Origin of the sequence: Pantoea sp. BRR-3P (assembly GCF_039621635.1) — a bacterium.
Taxonomy (GTDB): Bacteria; Pseudomonadota; Gammaproteobacteria; order Enterobacterales; family Enterobacteriaceae; genus Pantoea; species Pantoea floridensis.
Genome location: NZ_CP155066.1, coordinates 132,966 through 148,397 on the forward strand (window position 1 = coordinate 132,966; position 15,432 = coordinate 148,397).

Sequence of the window (15,432 nt, forward strand, 5' to 3'; positions counted from 1 at the left end):
GTCAGACTTGAAGTTGCCCGGGTATTGGAGCTCATTACCTTCAACGATAAGGAGATCGCGCACATGGCTTTTCAGCGCTGGCAAATCGGACTGGACATCCAAAACGGGCAAATCTGTGCCCTTGGCATTGAACGCCGACGTCACGGTTGGCAGTTGCGACATTGGTGGCAACAAACGCTGCCGCAAGATACGTTAAGAAACGGCGTGCTGCAAACCACGCCTGCGTTACTGGATATGTTAGGGCGCTGGCAGCGCCATCTGCCGAAGCGTTACTCACTGCGCGTTGGCCTGCCGCCGCAGCTGGTATTGCAACGCACCTTGCCGCTGCCTGAAACCTCGCTCTGTGAGCCTGCGCTGAGTCGCTATGTAGCGGCTTCCGCGCAACGTCTGTTTCCTGTCGAGCCCGCTTCGCTGTCGCTGGATTACCGTTTGCCGGGTAAAGCCTCGCAGCTGTGTGTCACCGCCGCGCGGCGCGAAGTGATTGCGCAATGGCTGGCTCCCTTGCAGCAGGCGGGCCTGAAACCAGACGTATTCGAGTTGAGCAGTTTGGCGCTCACGCAAATCGCCATGCGCATGCCTTTGCGACATAACCAGCTGCTGATTCATCCGCTCAGCGATCACTGGTTATGGACGCTCGCCGGTGAAAGCACCTCGTCTGGCGCAGCCACTGAACCCCTCACGTTTGCGCTATTGCATGAAACGTTCCCGCAGATGGAAACCGTATTTTGCACATCAACAGCCGTCCTGCCGGAAGAGCAGGTTCAGCGCTGCCAGCCGTTGACGCTGTTGCACTATCTCCAACCACCTTTACCTGCGCAGGAAGGTGATTTTACCGTCGCGCTGGGTTTGGCTCTGCGACCGGAGGATTCATGATGCTGGCGGTCAATTTACTGCCCTGGCGCCTGCATCAGCAGCAGCGCCAGCGAAAACAGAGCATAACGCTGCTGATGCTCACCTTAATGTTGACCTTGTTCATGCTGCTAATGCTGTGGTGGCGCGGGTTCGCTACGCGGCAGCAGCAGTTGGAGCAGCTGATGGATATCACTTTTATCCTTAACGCGCTGCAACAACAGCTGGAAAAGCAGCAATCCCTGCTTCAACAGCGTGAATCATTGCTGCAGACGCAGCGCGCCGAGCAGCAACGACAGGCCCAGCATCGGCGCTGGCAAGGTTTCTGGCAGCAGCTGCCGGAATTGATGCCTGAAACCTTGTGGCTGAACCGACTCGAACGTCGACAAGGGCAACTCATGCTGGAAGGTCAGGCGCAGAGCATGGCGGCCGTGAGTGACTTTCGCCACCAGCTAATGACGCAGCCGCTTTTTTCCAGTGTGAGGCAGGGCGGTGTACAACGGCAGGTCAGCGGCGACTACCGTTTTGCTCTGCATGCACGCGTGCAGGAGTTGGCAGATGAATGATCTCCTGCAGCGCTGGCTGACGCTGACGCTACCGTGGCGCATTGCCGGGGCGATGTTGCCGTCACTGCTGCTCTTCGCGCTGGCGTGGCTCGTGCTGCTTCGTCCGCAGCAGCTAATGCGTGAGGCACAAGAGCGAAAGATTGAGCAGATGGAACAACAGCAGCAACAGCGACAGCAAAAACTGACTTCTCTCCCCAGCATTGCTGCCTTAGAGGCGGAGATAGTTGCGCTGCAACAACCCGTAACGGGCAGCGAAGCACCACAAACTCTGGAAAAAATCGTGGCTGCACGCGGTAAGCAGCTGGAAGCCTGGCAGCCGGACAGCCAGCCACAGCAGCTTCAGCTGCGACTGATTTGGCCGCAATTTTTGCCGCTGTTTAGCGAGTTAGCCAGCACCTCTTTACCCGTGCCGCAACGTTTTCAGCTGCAAGCAGAGCAAGGCGTATTGAACACGCAGTTTTGGCTGGAGAGTGACGATGCGGAGTAGCGGCTTGCTGTTACTGCTATGTACCTCTCTGGCGCTGGCACGCGATCCCTTTCAGCCGCTGACCGAGAACCTATGCCAGGCACCGGCCAGTGCACCGGAAGGCTGGCGCCTGCAAGGCATTGTTGGCGTGCCGCCGCACTACGTGGCATGGCTGATTTCACCGCAAGGTAAAAGCCATCGGCTCATTGAGAACCAGCCTTTTCCGCTGCCGCCCTGGCGAGTGCAGCAGCTAACGGCACACACGCTGGTGTTAAGTGCCGTCCAACGCTGTCCACCTCAGCAAATAACATGGGTAATAAAAGGAGGTTTTTATGAAATGGATGATGGTACTGATGTTGCTGTGCCTAAGCGCGCCGCTGCGCGCCAGTGACGATCGCTTAAGTCTGGTATTTGACGATGCGCCGGTTGAGCGCATTTTGCAGGCGCTAGCGGATTATCAGGAGATTAACTTGCTCATTGCGCCGGGCGTTGAGGGCCGGTTATCGCTGCGGTTAGATAACGTTGATTGGCAACGCGCGCTGGCATTAGTGACGCAGATGGCAAAACTCACCGTCGTGCAGGAAGAAGGCGTGCTGCTGGTCTACCCGGAAAGCTGGCAACAGCTGCAGATACAGCAGGCACAGGCCGAGCGTGAAGAGAAACAGCAACAAACCCCGCTGGAGCAGCAAAGCGTGACGCTGCATTACGCCAGCGCCAGCGATATTTACCGCAGCCTGCAGGCTGAGCCCTCGCTGATGACAGCGCGCGGCAGCGTCACCGTGGACAGTCGCACCAATAGTTTGCTGCTGCGCGATACTGCACAAGCGCTACGTGAGACCGAGCGGTGGATAAAAGCGTTGGATTTACCGCTGGAGCAGGTGGAACTTGCCGCGCATATCGTCACCATCAACGAAGAACATCTGCGTGAACTCGGCGTTAACTGGGGCACATCTCCGGCAGATGTTGTCACTCAGGCGCTGAGAAATCCCCTGTTGGATATTCCATTGGCGGTGGGTAATCCGGCGCTTCGTGCCGGCGTCACACTTGGTCAGGTTAGTGGTGAACTGTTAAACCTGGAGTTAAGCGCGCTAGAGCAGGAGAACCAAATCGAAATTATCGCCAGCCCGCGGCTATTTACCGCCCATCAACAAACCGCCACGATCAAACAAGGTACGGAAATCCCTTATGAGGTGAAGTCTGGCAACAGCGGGGCAACGGCGATCGAATTTAAAGAGGCGGTGCTGGGCATGGAGGTGACGCCCGTGGTGCTGGGTAATGGTCGAATACAGCTCAAATTAAAACTGAGCCAGAATTTACCCGGGCGCAGCGTGAATATTGGCGATAATCAGGTGCTCAGCATCGATAAGCAGGAGATTGAAACCCAGGTAACGCTGCGTGATGGCGAAACTTTAGCGCTCGGCGGTATTTTCCAGCAGCAGCGTACGCAGAGTGCAAAACGCGTCCCCTGGCTGGGCGAGCTACCGCTACTGGGAAATTTGTTCAGCCATCAGACCGACGAACAGAAAAAAAAGGAGCTGGTTATCTTTATTACCCCCAGACTGGTCAGGGAAGCAGCGCTTTCCGCCGGATAAAGCGGAAAATTCGTTCTGTGAAGCCAACTGCGTTGACGCAGGGCAGGAATTAGCTTACAAGGTTTAGCGATTTTCAAAACGGTGTAACGGAACGCGGCAGAATAACCTTCCGAATGACGTCGGTCACAAGCGATACTGGCGTCAAAAGAAATATCTCCAAAATAATTCGAGTTGCAGGAAGGCGTTAAATGAGTGAATTCACAGTGCTTACCCAGGTAAGTGATTAGGGTGAATGACCCCAGCCAGCGGACCTGTAGCGTGAAATAGGATGGATTAGCGGAGGTGCGTTACCGTCTCGCGAACCACAGACCGGTCCTGTTAAGAGGTCGCCGGGGGCAATTTATTCGGTTGCCAAACGGCCATGAGTGTTGAGATAATTTTCCGTCTGACTCTTGTTAACGCTCATGAGGTCTCAGTTCCTGTCCCGCCAGCTATGCTGAACGCGGGGTATCATCAACGAATTCTTAGTAATACCGATAAAATGGCAGAGAAACGCAATATCTTTCTGGTTGGGCCGATGGGTGCCGGCAAAAGCACTATTGGTCGTCAGTTGGCTCAGCAACTCAATATGGAATTTTTCGATTCCGATCAGGAAATTGAGCGACGCACCGGAGCGGATGTAGGCTGGGTATTTGATGTGGAAGGCGAAGAAGGCTTCCGCGATCGTGAAGAAAAGATCATTAATGAGCTGACCGAGAAGCAGGGCATTGTCCTGGCGACAGGTGGCGGCTCAGTCAAATCCCGCGAGACCCGTAATCGTCTCTCCGCCCGCGGTGTGGTCGTGTACCTTGAAACCACCATCGAAAAGCAGCTTGCTCGTACCCAGCGTGATAAAAAGCGTCCGCTGTTGCAGGTTGAATCACCGCCGCGCGAAGTACTGGAAGCGCTGGCAGGTGAACGTAATCCGCTTTATGAAGAGATCGCTGATGTCACTATTCGCACTGACGATCAGAGTGCAAAAGTGGTGGCCAATCAGATCATCAACATGCTGGAAAAGAACTAATCCAGCGCCCTGAGGGCTCAGCAATAGGTATCGGTCATCATGGAGAAGATCACTGTCTCACTCGGGGATCGCAGTTACCCCATCACCATCGCTGCCGGACTGTTTAACGATCCGGCTTCTTTTTGGCCGCTCAAAGCAGGCGACAATGCCATGCTGGTGACAAACCAGACACTGGCGCCGATCTATCTCGAACCTCTGTCAGCGCTCCTTAGCAATGCCGGCGTAAAGGTAGATCAGGTCATTTTGCCTGATGGTGAGCAGTACAAAACGCTGGCGGTCATGGACGAGGTATTCACCGCGCTGCTTAAAAAGCCGCATGGACGAGATACCACGCTGATTGCACTCGGTGGTGGAGTGATTGGTGACTTAACCGGATTTGCCGCAGCCAGCTATCAGCGTGGCGTGCGCTTTATTCAGGTGCCGACCACGTTGCTGTCTCAGGTTGACTCCTCCGTCGGTGGCAAAACCGCGGTCAACCATCCACTCGGCAAAAACATGATTGGGGCGTTCTATCAGCCCGCCTCTGTCGTGGTGGATACGCATTGTCTGGCCACGCTGCCGCCGCGCGAATTAGCGTCCGGTCTGGCAGAAGTGATCAAATACGGCATTATTCTTGATGGCGAATTCTTCCAATGGCTGGAGCATAATCTTGATGCTCTGCTGGCGCTGGATGAAAAAGCCATGGCGTACTGCATCCGCCGCTGCTGCGAGTTAAAAGCTGAAGTGGTTGCGGCGGATGAGCGTGAAACCGGCGTACGCGCACTGCTTAATCTGGGCCATACTTTTGGTCATGCGATTGAAACACACATGGGCTACGGCAACTGGCTACACGGCGAAGCCGTGTCGGCTGGCATGGTGATGGCTGCGCGCACCGCTGAACGTTTAGGGCAGTTCACCTCTGCCGATACCGATCGCATCATCGCGCTGTTGCTGCGTGCCGGTTTGCCGGTGCACGGTCCGGCAAGCATGGCAGCGGAAGATTATCTGCCACACATGATGCGCGATAAAAAAGTGTTGGCTGGCGAGTTGCGTTTGGTGCTGCCTCTCGCTATTGGCCGCTCTGAAGTGCGTGCCGGTGTTGCACATGATATGGTGCTGGCAGCAATTAATGATTGCCAGAAACCCTGATTATTAGAAGTGATGAGTGGTGATGCGGCGTGTGGGAAGCGCGTCGTTTTACGGAGGAGGCTAAATGGATGAGTTCAAACCGGAAGACGAGTTAAAACCTGACGCCAGTGACCGCCGTCCAACGCGGCCACGTAAATCGTCTTCTGCGCCGAAAGTTAAAGTGCCGGTTTCTCGTCAGCATATGATGATGGGCATTGGTATTCTGGTTCTGCTGTTGGTGGTGCTGGGTATCGGTTCGGCATTGACCGGTCCGGATGAGAAGAAACCCGCGACGAATAACGCCAATAGCGGCGCAGCACCTTCTGCCAGTGGCAGCGAAAAGAACATCGATCTCTCAGGTTCGACGTCCATGAGCGGTCAGCAAAACGCCACACCTTCTGCTGAAGGCAGCGCACCGCAAAACACGGCGGGAACGGCTGCACCAGCGGGCAATGATTCCCAGTCCATCTCTATGCCATCGGTTTCTTCAACGCCGACTCAGGCTGCACCCGTGGATACTCCAGCAAATCAACAGCGTGTCACCCTCCCAGGCGATCTGAATACGGCGCTGAATAATCAGCAAGGTTCTGTTGATGCCGCAGCCCAAGGTGCACAGGGCAATAGCTCGCTGCCAACGGCACCGGCAACGGTAAGCGGTAATGGTAAAGCGATGACGCCGCCGGTGATGCATTCGGAAACGCCGTCGCGTAACACCAGTAATGGCGCACGTGAGACGCACGCTGCCAGCAACACGCACAAAGCACCGGCCGCGACCAAACCCGCACCGGTAAAAGAGAGCAAGACGCACACTACGCCGGCGCGCAATGCTGCGCCTGCAAGCAGCAGCGCCAGCAAATCGCTGCCGTCGGGCGGCAATTACACGCTGCAGCTGAGCGGTGCGTCGAAAGAAGAGAGCCTGAATGCCTGGGCGAGAAAACAAAACCTGAGCGGTTATCACGTGTATAAAACCACGCGCAACGGTGAACCCTGGTATGTGCTGGTGAGCGGAGCTTACGCTACGCCAGCCGATGCGAAACGCGCGGTGGCATCGTTGCCAGCAGAAGTGCGTGCCGCGAATCCGTGGGTCAAACCGCTTAGCCAGGTGAAAAAAGAAAGTCAGTAATTGATGTGGGGCCGCGCAGGTGCGGCCCCGTTTAAAGCGCAGAGCTGCTGTCGGTTTCACCACAGCCAATCATTAAGATGTAATAACCACGACAGCATGAAAAAAAATCGCGCTTTTCTGAAATGGGCCGGAGGGAAATACCCGCTCCTTGATGACATCCGTCGTCATTTGCCACAAGGTGATTGTTTAATCGAACCCTTTGTCGGCGCTGGTTCAGTATTCCTCAACACCGATTATGACCGCTATCACCTGGCGGACATCAACGGCGATCTCATCAATCTCTATAACATCGTCAAAACGCGTACTGCGGCGTTCATTGAAGACGCGCGCCAGCTTTTCAATGCCGAAGGTAATACGGCGGAAACCTACTACGCGCAGCGCATCGCATTCAATGCCAGCAAAGATGAATATCAGCGCGCAGTGCTGTTTCTTTATCTTAATCGCCACGGATACAACGGTCTTTGCCGTTACAATCTGCGCGGTGAGTTTAATGTGCCTTTTGGCCGCTACCGTAAGCCGTATTTCCCGGAAGCTGAACTGCTGTGGTTTGCCGAACGGGCGCAAAAAGCGACCTTTGTCTGTGAATCGTACGATGTTACTCTGACTAACGCCCCAGCGGGCTCGGTGGTTTATTGTGACCCACCGTACGCGCCGCTGTCGGCGACAGCGAATTTTACCGCTTACCACACCAACAGTTTTAGCCTGCGTGAGCAGCAACATCTGGCGGAACTGGCCAATAAGCTGGCGCAACAAAACCGCATACCGGTGCTGATTTCTAATCACGATACGGTGCTCACGCGTGAGTGGTACCAGAATGCGGATTTACACGTAGTTAAAGCCCGGCGTTCCATCAGCCGAAGCATAAGTGGTCGCACACAGGTCGACGAACTGCTAGCGCTTTTCCGCTAGCCTGTTTCGTCCGCGACCAAGGCATTACGCCAGCTCCGGCTGGCGCACAAAATTGGGAGAATCGGATGAAACAATTTTTACTGGCCCCTTCAATTCTGTCTGCTGACTTCGCGCGTTTAGGTGAAGACACAGCCAAAGCGCTGGCGGCAGGTGGCGATGTCGTCCATTTCGATGTGATGGATAACCACTACGTTCCCAATCTGACGATGGGGCCGATGGTGCTGAAAGCGCTGCGCGATTACGGTATCACTGCACCTATTGATGTGCATCTGATGGTAAAGCCGGTGGATGCATTGATCCCGGAATTCGCGAAAGCTGGCGCCACCTTCATTACTTTCCATCCGGAAGCAAGCGAGCATGTTGATCGCACGCTGCAGCTGATCAAAGAGCACGGTTGCAAAGCCGGCTTGGTATTTAATCCTGCTACGCCGCTCGACTACCTCGACTATGTTATGGATAAGCTGGATATCATTCTGCTGATGTCGGTGAATCCGGGCTTTGGTGGGCAATCCTTTATTCCCGGCACGCTCGACAAACTGCGCGAAGCGCGTCGCCTGATCGATCAAAGCGGCTACAACATTCGCCTGGAAGTGGATGGCGGCGTGAAGATCGACAACATCGGCCAGATTGCTGCCGCCGGTGCCGATATGTTTGTTGCCGGTTCCGCGATCTTTGGTCACCCGGATTACAAAAAAGTGATCGATGAAATGCGTGGCGAACTGGAGAAAGTTAATGGCTCATTTCACTGATATCCGCGCGCTGGCGTTCGATCTCGACGGAACGCTGGTGGATAGCGCACCGGGTTTGGCGCAGGCGATCGATCACGCGCTGGGCGATCTGCAACTGCCGCCGCCGGGTGTGGCGTTAGCATCAACCTGGATTGGCAACGGCGCGGATGTGATGATGACCCGCGCGCTGACCTGGGCGTTGGGTCGCGAACCGCATGCTGAAGAGCAGCGCGATGCGCGTGCGCTGTTCGATAAGTACTATGCCGAAACGGTGGAAGCGGGCAGCACCCTGTTCCCGCGGGTGAAAGAGACGCTGGCGGCGCTGCAGGCAAAAGGCCTGCCGCTGGCCATCGTCACCAACAAACCTACGCCGTTTGTCGCGCCATTGTTGAAGTCGCTCGGCATTGCTGACTACTTTACCCAGATTATTGGCGGCGATGATGTGATTGTGAAAAAGCCGCATCCAGCGGCCATTTTCCTTGTGCTCGGCCATTTTGGCGTGCTTCCCGGACAATTGCTGTTTGTCGGCGATTCGCGCAATGATATTCTCGCAGCCCAGGCGGCAGGCGTACCGAACATCGGTATGACTTTTGGCTACAACTACGGTGAGCCAATTGCGACCAGCCATCCCGATTTAACTCTCGACTCTTTTGACGAACTTTTGCCCGCTATCGGGCTGTGATTATCAGGACATAACATGAGCAAACCCATCGTTTTCAGCGGCGCCCAGCCTTCCGGTGAACTGACCATTGGCAACTATATGGGTGCGCTGCGTCAGTGGGTGCAGATGCAGGATGATTTCCACTGCATTTACTGCATCGTCGATCTGCACGCCATCACCGTCCGCCAGGATCCGGTTGCGCTGCGTAAAGCCACGCTGGATACGCTGGCGTTGTACCTTGCCTGCGGCATCGATCCGGCGAAAAGCACCATCTTCGTTCAGTCGCACGTGCCTGAACATGCGCAGCTGAGTTGGGTACTGAACTGCTACACCTATTTCGGTGAGCTGAGCCGCATGACGCAGTTCAAAGATAAATCAGCGCGCTACTCGGAAAACATCACCGCGGGCCTGTTTGATTATCCGGTGCTGATGGCAGCTGACATTCTGCTGTATCAAACCAATCAGGTGCCGGTGGGCGAAGATCAGAAGCAGCATCTGGAACTGAGCCGCGATATCGCTCAGCGTTTCAATGCGCTGTACGGCGATGTGTTCAAAGTGCCGGAGCCGTTCATTCCGAAATCAGGCGCGCGCGTCATGTCGCTGCTTGAACCGACCAAGAAAATGTCTAAGTCAGACGACAACCGTAATAACGTGATTGGTCTGCTGGAAGACACCACCGCGGTGGTGAAGAAGATCAAGCGCGCGGTAACAGACTCTGCTGAGCCGCCAGTGGTGCGCTACGACGTCAAAGAGAAGGCCGGTGTTTCTAACCTGCTGGATATTCTGGCGGGCGTAACCGGCAAAACCATTGCCGAGCTGGAACAGGAGTTTGAAGGCAAAATGTATGGCCATCTGAAAGGCGCGGTCGCGGATGCCGTTTCAGGCATGCTGACCGACTTGCAGGAGCGCTATCATCGTTTCCGTAACGACGAAGCGCTGCTGAATCAGGTGATGCGCGATGGCGCAGCGAAAGCCCGCGCGCATGCGCAGGAAACGCTGAAGAAAGTGTACGAAGCGGTAGGTTTTGTCGCACAACCCTAAGCGGTTTGCCGGCGAGAACGCGACGGCGGATCATCATGATCCGCCGTTTTTATTTGTGCGATGGCCTGGTGGTTCAGAACCAGCGTAATTGAGGCCGCAGCGCCACTACGCGACCGACAATAATCAGCGCTGGACTTTCAAACTGCTGCGCCAACGTCGCCAGCTCTGCCAGCGTTGCGGTTTCCACGCGTTGCTGCGGCGTGGTGCCGTTCTGTACGATCGCCACCGGCATAGCGGCATCCATGCCGTGCTGCAACAGCTGCTGTTGGATTTCCGGCGCTTGCGCCAGCCCCATATAGAACACCAGCGTTTGCTGCTCCGCCGCCAGTTTGCGCCATTCAATCTCGCCATGCTGCTGTAAATGGCCCGTCACGAATCGTACGCTCTGCGCATGGTCGCGATGCGTAAGCGGAATGCCGCTGTAGGCAGCACAGCCCGATGCGGCCGTGATGCCCGGCACCACGCTAAACGGAATATGGTGTTGTGCCAGCAACTGCAGCTCTTCACCACCGCGCCCAAAGATAAAGGGATCGCCGCCTTTAAGGCGTACTACGCGTTTGCCGCTTTGAGCCTGTTCGAGTAAAACCTGGTTGATTTGCGCTTGGGGTACGCAGTGATGACCGGCCTGTTTGCCGACAAAGATGCGCTCAGCATCGCGACGTATCAGATTGAGAATCGGTTCTGAAACCAAGCGGTCATACACCACGACATCGGCCTGCTGAATATGCTGCAAACCTTTCAACGTGAGCAATCCGGCATCACCCGGTCCGGCGCCGACCAGCACTACTTCACCTTGCTGCGACAGCGGGGCATCGAACAAGTTATCGACGATGGCATCAGCACGTGGGCGATCGCCATTCGCCAGGGTTTGTGCCAGACGATCGCTCACGAAGAAGCGTTCCCAGAACGCGCGGCGCTGCGCCATGCTGGCAAAGGTGCGCTTCACACGGCCACGCAACGAACCGGCCAGGGACGCCAGCTCTCCGAGATGCTGTGGCAGCATCGCTTCGAGCTTCTCCCGAAGCAAACGTGCCAGCACCGGCGCGCGGCCGCCGGACGAAACGGCAATCATCAGCGGTGAGCGATCGACAATCGATGGCATGATCGCGCTGGCTTCCTGCGGCGCATCCACCAGATTGCAGAAGATGCGACGCTGCTCGGCTGCGAAAGCCACCTGCTGATTGACCGCATCATCATTGGTGGCGGCAATCACCAGCCAGCACGAGTCCAGCCAGCCATCATCAAACGCGCCGGTTAATAAGGTCACCTTTCCCTGTTGTGCCCACTGCTGAAACGCGGGGGAGAAATCCAGCGCGCCAACGTGCAGATCGGCACCGGCATCCAGCAGCAAACGCGCTTTGCGTTCTGCTACATCTCCCGCTCCTACCAGCAAACAGCGTTTGCCCTGCAGGCGGCAAAACAGCGGAAAGTAGTCCATAGCTCATCCTAAAAAAAGCCCGCACGGGGCGGGCTGAAAATGGTTATACCGCTTTGAGCGGCGTGGCTTGCGCTTCGGCCTGTGGACGCTGCGCCAGCGGGGTGGCATACCAATAACCGAGACCCATCAGCACCATGCCGGAGAACATGTTGCCCAGCGTTACCCACAGCAAATTGTGGCCGATGCCGCTCAAAGTGAGGTCCGCATTATGCTGACCAAACCATGACAGTGCAAAGACCGTCATATTGGCTACGGAGTGCTCATAGCCGGAAGCGATAAACGCCAGCAAACACCACCAGATCGCGATGAACTTCGCCGTGCCTTCGGTGCGTAGTGCCATCCAGATTGCCAGACATACCAGCCAGTTACACAGTGCGCCCTTGAAGAACAGCGCCATGGCTGGCTGCGTGGTTTTCGCCAGCGCGGCGCTATGAATTAGCGAGCCAGCATTGGGGAGCAATGGGCCTGCCGCATAGTAATAGATCAGTGCGACCAGCACGGAGCCGATTAAATTCCCCAGCCAGGTTTGCGGCAGTACACACCACATCTGGCCTTGCTTGATGGTGCCGGCTTTCACGCCAATGGTCAGGAACAGGGTATGACCGGTGAACAGCTCGGAACCGGCGATGATCACCAGCGTCAACGCGATCCCGAAGGTGGCGCCCATCAGCAGCGGACGGTAAGCCGGATCGACCAGATTGCCCAAGGTGAAAATCAGGATGATGGCCAAACCAACGTAAGCACCAGCCATCGCCGAGCCGATCCAGAAGGCCAGCGGGCTGTGCTGCGCGGTACGCACAATGCGTGCCGCATTGGCGGCACATTTATTCAGGGTGTCAGTAAACATAGTGACGTCTCATTAAGTAAAGGAATGCGGTCAGGCACAAATCTCAACCCGGCCTTTGCTGACTCGCACCGGATAGCTCGCCACCGAACGTGCTTCGTCTTCCAGGCAGAAGCCATCACTTAGGCGGAAGCGCTGCTTTTTCAGCGGGCTAGCCACCCACAGCGCTTGCTGGTGCTCAGCAATCAGGCCGCGTGATAACACGCTGGCCTGGGCGAAAGGATCGATATTGCTCAATGCGTAGAGCTGTTCATCGTCACGTGGACGGAAGATAGCAATCTGCTGGCCTTTGACCAGCGCACACACGCCGGTCGCAGGCAGGATTTGCTTGAGTTCACACACGGAATGCCACTGGCTCATGCGTCAATCTCCTCAATCAGAGTGACCGCAATGCGCTCGTCGGGACGTGCCGGACGATGCTGCTCGCGTTGGTTAATATGCTGCACCAGCGGATCGCGCTGGTCGCTGTTGATAAAGGTGTTGAAGTGAGCCTGCTGCTGAGGATCTTGCACCGTTGCTGTCCATTCGCAGATCACTTCGCCACGCAGACGTGCCAGTTCGCTCTCCAGCTGCGCATTCAGGCCGAGCTTGTCGTCAACAATGACGCTGCGCAGGTAATCGATGCCGCCATCCATGCTTTCCAGCCACAGCGAAGTGCGTTGCAGGCGGTCGCCGGTGCGGATGTAGAACATCATGAAACGATCGAGATAGCTCAGCAGCGTGTCGCGATCGAGATCGGCAGCCAGCAGATCGGCATGACGTGGTTTCATGCCGCCATTACCGCACACATACAGGTTCCAGCCTTTCTCGGTGGCGATGATGCCGACATCTTTACCCTGTGCTTCCGCGCACTCGCGCGTGCAGCCGGAGACGCCAAATTTCATCTTGTGCGGGGTACGAATGCCTTTGTAGCGGTTTTCCAGCTCAATACCGAAGCCAAGGCTGTCGCCAACGCCAAAGCGGCACCAGACGCTGCCCACACAGGTTTTCGCCATGCGCAGCGCTTTGGCATACGCCTGTCCGGTTTCAAAACCGGCCGCGATCAGCTGCGTCCAGATAGCTGGCAGATCGTCACGCTGTGCGCCAAACAGGCCAATACGCTGCGAGCCGGTGATTTTGGTGTAGAGATTGTACTGACGCGCCACGGTGCCAATCGCCATCAACCCTTCCGGGGTAATTTCACCGCCGGCCGAGCGCGGGATCACCGAGTAAGTCCCATCTTTCTGGATATTGCCGAGGAACAGATCGTTGCTGTCCTGCAGCGGTGCCAGCTGCGGCTTCAGCACGTACTCGTTCCAGCAGGAGGCCAGCAGCGAACCCACGGTGGGCTTACACACTTCGCAGCCGTAGCCCTGACCATATTTGGCCAGCAGCGCGTCAAACGATGTGATCTCTTCCACGCGAATCAGGTGATACAGCTCCTGACGCGAGTAGGGGAAGTGCTCACACAGATGATTGTTAACGTCGATGCCCTGACGGCTCAATTCACCGTTCAGCACCTGCGTAATCAGTGGAATACAGCCGCCGCAGCCGGTACCCGCGCGCGTTTCGGCTTTCAGCGCCGCTACGGTATGGCAACCACCCTGCACGGCTTTGACGATATCGCCTTTACTCACGTCAAAGCAGGAGCAGATTTGCGCGCTATCCGGCAGCGAATCAACGCCCATTACCGGTTTATCGCCGCTGCCTGCCGGTAGGATCAGCCCTTCCGGATTTTCCGGTAGCGGGATGTTATTCAGCGCCAGCTGCAACAGATTGCCGTAATCGCTGGTATCTCCCACCAATACCGCGCCCAGTAATGTGCGGTTATCCTCGCTGACAATCAGGCGCTTATAGATGTTTTTCTGCTCGTCGAGCCACAGGTAGCTGCGCGCACCCGGCGTGCGGCCATGCGCGTCACCAATGCCACCGACATCCACGCCCAGCAGTTTCAGCTTGGCGCTCATGTCTGCACCGGCAAACAGGTTGTCGCGGCCAACCACGGCATCGCTGGCAACCTGCGCCATCTTGTAGCCCGGTGCGACTAAGCCGTAAATACGGTTCTGCCACGCGGCACATTCACCGATCGCATAAATCGCCGGATCGCTGGTCTGACAGCGATCGTCAATGGCGATGCCGCCGCGCTCGCCCAGCGTTAAGTCGCACTGTTTGGCCAGCTTATCCTGCGGGCGAATACCGGTGGAGAAGACGATGAAATCGACATCCAGCGCGCTGCCATCGGCAAACTCCAGCGTTTTGCCACCTGTAGCATGGTGAACAATCTGCTGCGTGTTTTTGCCGGTGTGGACGCCTACGCCCATCTGCTCGATTTTGCGTCGCAGCTGCTCGCCGCCCTGGGGATCGAGCTGTTCCGCCATCAGCACCGGTGCAAACTCAATCACGTGGGTTTCAATGCCTAGATTTTTCAGCGCGCCCGCCGCTTCGAGCCCCAGTAATCCGCCACCAATCACCGCGCCGCGTTTGCTGCGGCGTGAACAGGCTTCAATGGCGTTAAGATCTTCAATGGTGCGATAGACGAAACAGTCGCTGCCTTCCGCGCCTTTGATGGGCGGAATCCATGGATAGGAACCGGTGGCGAAAATCAGCGTGTCGTAATGCACTGCGCGACCGGTATTCGAGTGAATCAGTTTTTCGTCGCGGTTAATGGTGATGGCGCGTTCGCCGAGTAATACATTTACCTGATGCTTCTGATAGTAACCTTCGCGCACCAGCGAGAGTTCTTCAGCGGTGTGATGGGAGAAATAGGCGGAAAGGTGGACGCGATCATAGGCGACCCGGGGCTCTTCACAGAAAACGGTTATCGCAAACTGATTCGATTCATCTTTGTCGATAAGTTCTTCTATAAAGCGGTGGCCGACCATGCCGTTGCCAATGATAACGACACTGTGCTTGCTCATGCTTGCCTCAAAAATTGCGGTATCTGCGCCTACCTTAGCGCGGCGCTTTTGGCGCTTATTGATATGCATCAAGCGCGCCTTTATATACCCATTTAGAGGTATGTAACTGATTTTGAACGAATTAGTTAAGTGGCTTATTTGGTTGATAATTACCCAATCATTTTCTTCGCCGCACATTCCCTCGCGGCGCGATTCATCGCGCAATAAA

16 protein-coding genes are annotated in these 15,432 nt (G+C 56.1%); 12 read left to right on the forward strand and 4 right to left on the reverse strand.

All coding sequences use genetic code 11. The features are described 5' to 3' along the window. Positions 1-63: 63 nt before the first annotated feature. From pilM to trpS, 12 genes are all read left to right on the forward strand, one after another. On the forward strand, positions 64-873 hold the full coding sequence (pilM, locus tag AAGR08_RS00565) for a pilus assembly protein PilM (protein WP_345827926.1): 810 nt from the start codon (positions 64-66) through the stop codon (positions 871-873). Then, on the forward strand, positions 870-1,415 hold the full coding sequence (locus AAGR08_RS00570) for a PilN domain-containing protein (RefSeq protein ID WP_345827927.1): 546 nt from the start codon (positions 870-872) through the stop codon (positions 1,413-1,415). Before pilM ends, AAGR08_RS00570 begins: the two co-directional genes overlap by 4 nt. Further along, the gene (locus AAGR08_RS00575) at positions 1,408-1,902 is read left to right on the forward strand and encodes a hypothetical protein (protein ID WP_097095788.1); all 495 of its coding nucleotides are present in this window, start codon (positions 1,408-1,410) and stop codon (positions 1,900-1,902) included. Before AAGR08_RS00570 ends, AAGR08_RS00575 begins: the two co-directional genes overlap by 8 nt. Further along, positions 1,892-2,272 carry a HofP DNA utilization family protein gene (locus AAGR08_RS00580; RefSeq protein WP_345827928.1) on the forward strand — a complete coding sequence of 127 codons (381 nt, stop codon included), beginning with the start codon at positions 1,892-1,894 and terminating at the stop codon, positions 2,270-2,272. The genes AAGR08_RS00575 and AAGR08_RS00580 overlap by 11 nt, the downstream gene beginning before the upstream one ends. Continuing rightward, positions 2,214-3,473, forward strand: a complete 1,260-nt coding sequence (gene hofQ, locus AAGR08_RS00585) for a DNA uptake porin HofQ (protein WP_097095790.1) — start codon at positions 2,214-2,216, stop codon at positions 3,471-3,473. The genes AAGR08_RS00580 and hofQ overlap by 59 nt, the downstream gene beginning before the upstream one ends. Before the next feature lie 481 nt (positions 3,474-3,954). Next, on the forward strand, positions 3,955-4,476 hold the full coding sequence (gene aroK, locus AAGR08_RS00590; RefSeq protein ID WP_008107887.1) for a shikimate kinase AroK: 522 nt from the start codon (positions 3,955-3,957) through the stop codon (positions 4,474-4,476). Between the two features lie 39 nt (positions 4,477-4,515). Further along, a complete protein-coding gene (aroB, locus tag AAGR08_RS00595) occupies positions 4,516-5,604 on the forward strand; it encodes a 3-dehydroquinate synthase (RefSeq protein WP_345827930.1) in 1,089 nt (362 codons plus the stop codon). A gap of 64 nt (positions 5,605-5,668) precedes the next feature. After that, complete coding sequence (locus AAGR08_RS00600; protein ID WP_345827931.1) at positions 5,669-6,706, forward strand: SPOR domain-containing protein; 1,038 nt, start codon at positions 5,669-5,671, stop codon at positions 6,704-6,706. Between the two features lie 96 nt (positions 6,707-6,802). Next, the gene (dam, locus tag AAGR08_RS00605; protein WP_097095793.1) at positions 6,803-7,615 is read left to right on the forward strand and encodes an adenine-specific DNA-methyltransferase; all 813 of its coding nucleotides are present in this window, start codon (positions 6,803-6,805) and stop codon (positions 7,613-7,615) included. 65 nt (positions 7,616-7,680) lie between these two features. Continuing rightward, on the forward strand, positions 7,681-8,364 hold the full coding sequence (gene rpe, locus AAGR08_RS00610; RefSeq protein ID WP_097095794.1) for a ribulose-phosphate 3-epimerase: 684 nt from the start codon (positions 7,681-7,683) through the stop codon (positions 8,362-8,364). Beyond that, positions 8,348-9,025, forward strand: coding sequence for a phosphoglycolate phosphatase (locus AAGR08_RS00615; RefSeq protein WP_097095795.1), 678 nt, complete (start codon positions 8,348-8,350; stop codon positions 9,023-9,025). Before rpe ends, AAGR08_RS00615 begins: the two co-directional genes overlap by 17 nt. Positions 9,026-9,040: 15 nt before the next feature. Further along, the gene (gene trpS, locus AAGR08_RS00620; protein WP_097095796.1) at positions 9,041-10,045 is read left to right on the forward strand and encodes a tryptophan--tRNA ligase; all 1,005 of its coding nucleotides are present in this window, start codon (positions 9,041-9,043) and stop codon (positions 10,043-10,045) included. A 73-nt stretch (positions 10,046-10,118) separates the two neighbouring features. Here the strand turns inward: trpS and cysG are convergent, their stop codons facing one another. The 4 genes from cysG to nirB are packed head-to-tail and all read right to left on the reverse strand — an operon-like array spanning position 10,119 to position 15,224. After that, positions 10,119-11,483, reverse strand: a complete 1,365-nt coding sequence (cysG, locus tag AAGR08_RS00625; protein ID WP_097095797.1) for a siroheme synthase CysG — start codon at positions 11,481-11,483, stop codon at positions 10,119-10,121. A 43-nt stretch (positions 11,484-11,526) separates the two neighbouring features. Beyond that, positions 11,527-12,330: a nitrite transporter NirC gene (nirC, locus tag AAGR08_RS00630; protein WP_345827933.1), complete on the reverse strand. Its 804-nt coding sequence runs from the start codon at positions 12,328-12,330 to the stop codon at positions 11,527-11,529. 30 nt (positions 12,331-12,360) lie between these two features. Then, the gene (nirD, locus tag AAGR08_RS00635) at positions 12,361-12,687 is read right to left on the reverse strand and encodes a nitrite reductase small subunit NirD (protein ID WP_345827934.1); all 327 of its coding nucleotides are present in this window, start codon (positions 12,685-12,687) and stop codon (positions 12,361-12,363) included. Beyond that, the gene (gene nirB / locus AAGR08_RS00640; protein ID WP_345827935.1) at positions 12,684-15,224 is read right to left on the reverse strand and encodes a nitrite reductase large subunit NirB; all 2,541 of its coding nucleotides are present in this window, start codon (positions 15,222-15,224) and stop codon (positions 12,684-12,686) included. The genes nirD and nirB overlap by 4 nt, the downstream gene beginning before the upstream one ends. Positions 15,225-15,432: the final 208 nt, after the last annotated feature.

Excerpts from the sequence above, each read along its gene's own strand:
- hofQ (WP_097095790.1), top strand. The coding sequence starts at position 2,214 with ATGAAATGGATGATGGTACTGATGTTGCTGTGCCTAAGCGCGCCGCTG.
- dam (WP_097095793.1), top strand. The coding sequence starts at position 6,803 with ATGAAAAAAAATCGCGCTTTTCTGAAATGGGCCGGAGGGAAATACCCG.
- cysG (WP_097095797.1), bottom strand. The coding sequence starts at position 11,483 with ATGGACTACTTTCCGCTGTTTTGCCGCCTGCAGGGCAAACGCTGTTTG.
- AAGR08_RS00570 (WP_345827927.1), top strand. The coding sequence starts at position 870 with ATGATGCTGGCGGTCAATTTACTGCCCTGGCGCCTGCATCAGCAGCAG.
- pilM (WP_345827926.1), top strand. The coding sequence starts at position 64 with ATGGCTTTTCAGCGCTGGCAAATCGGACTGGACATCCAAAACGGGCAA.
- aroK (WP_008107887.1), top strand. The coding sequence starts at position 3,955 with ATGGCAGAGAAACGCAATATCTTTCTGGTTGGGCCGATGGGTGCCGGC.
- AAGR08_RS00615 (WP_097095795.1), top strand. The coding sequence starts at position 8,348 with ATGGCTCATTTCACTGATATCCGCGCGCTGGCGTTCGATCTCGACGGA.
- AAGR08_RS00575 (WP_097095788.1), top strand. The coding sequence starts at position 1,408 with ATGAATGATCTCCTGCAGCGCTGGCTGACGCTGACGCTACCGTGGCGC.
- AAGR08_RS00600 (WP_345827931.1), top strand. The coding sequence starts at position 5,669 with ATGGATGAGTTCAAACCGGAAGACGAGTTAAAACCTGACGCCAGTGAC.
- trpS (WP_097095796.1), top strand. The coding sequence starts at position 9,041 with ATGAGCAAACCCATCGTTTTCAGCGGCGCCCAGCCTTCCGGTGAACTG.
- nirD (WP_345827934.1), bottom strand. The coding sequence starts at position 12,687 with ATGAGCCAGTGGCATTCCGTGTGTGAACTCAAGCAAATCCTGCCTGCG.
- AAGR08_RS00580 (WP_345827928.1), top strand. The coding sequence starts at position 1,892 with ATGCGGAGTAGCGGCTTGCTGTTACTGCTATGTACCTCTCTGGCGCTG.
- rpe (WP_097095794.1), top strand. The coding sequence starts at position 7,681 with ATGAAACAATTTTTACTGGCCCCTTCAATTCTGTCTGCTGACTTCGCG.
- nirC (WP_345827933.1), bottom strand. The coding sequence starts at position 12,330 with ATGTTTACTGACACCCTGAATAAATGTGCCGCCAATGCGGCACGCATT.
- nirB (WP_345827935.1), bottom strand. The coding sequence starts at position 15,224 with ATGAGCAAGCACAGTGTCGTTATCATTGGCAACGGCATGGTCGGCCAC.
- aroB (WP_345827930.1), top strand. The coding sequence starts at position 4,516 with ATGGAGAAGATCACTGTCTCACTCGGGGATCGCAGTTACCCCATCACC.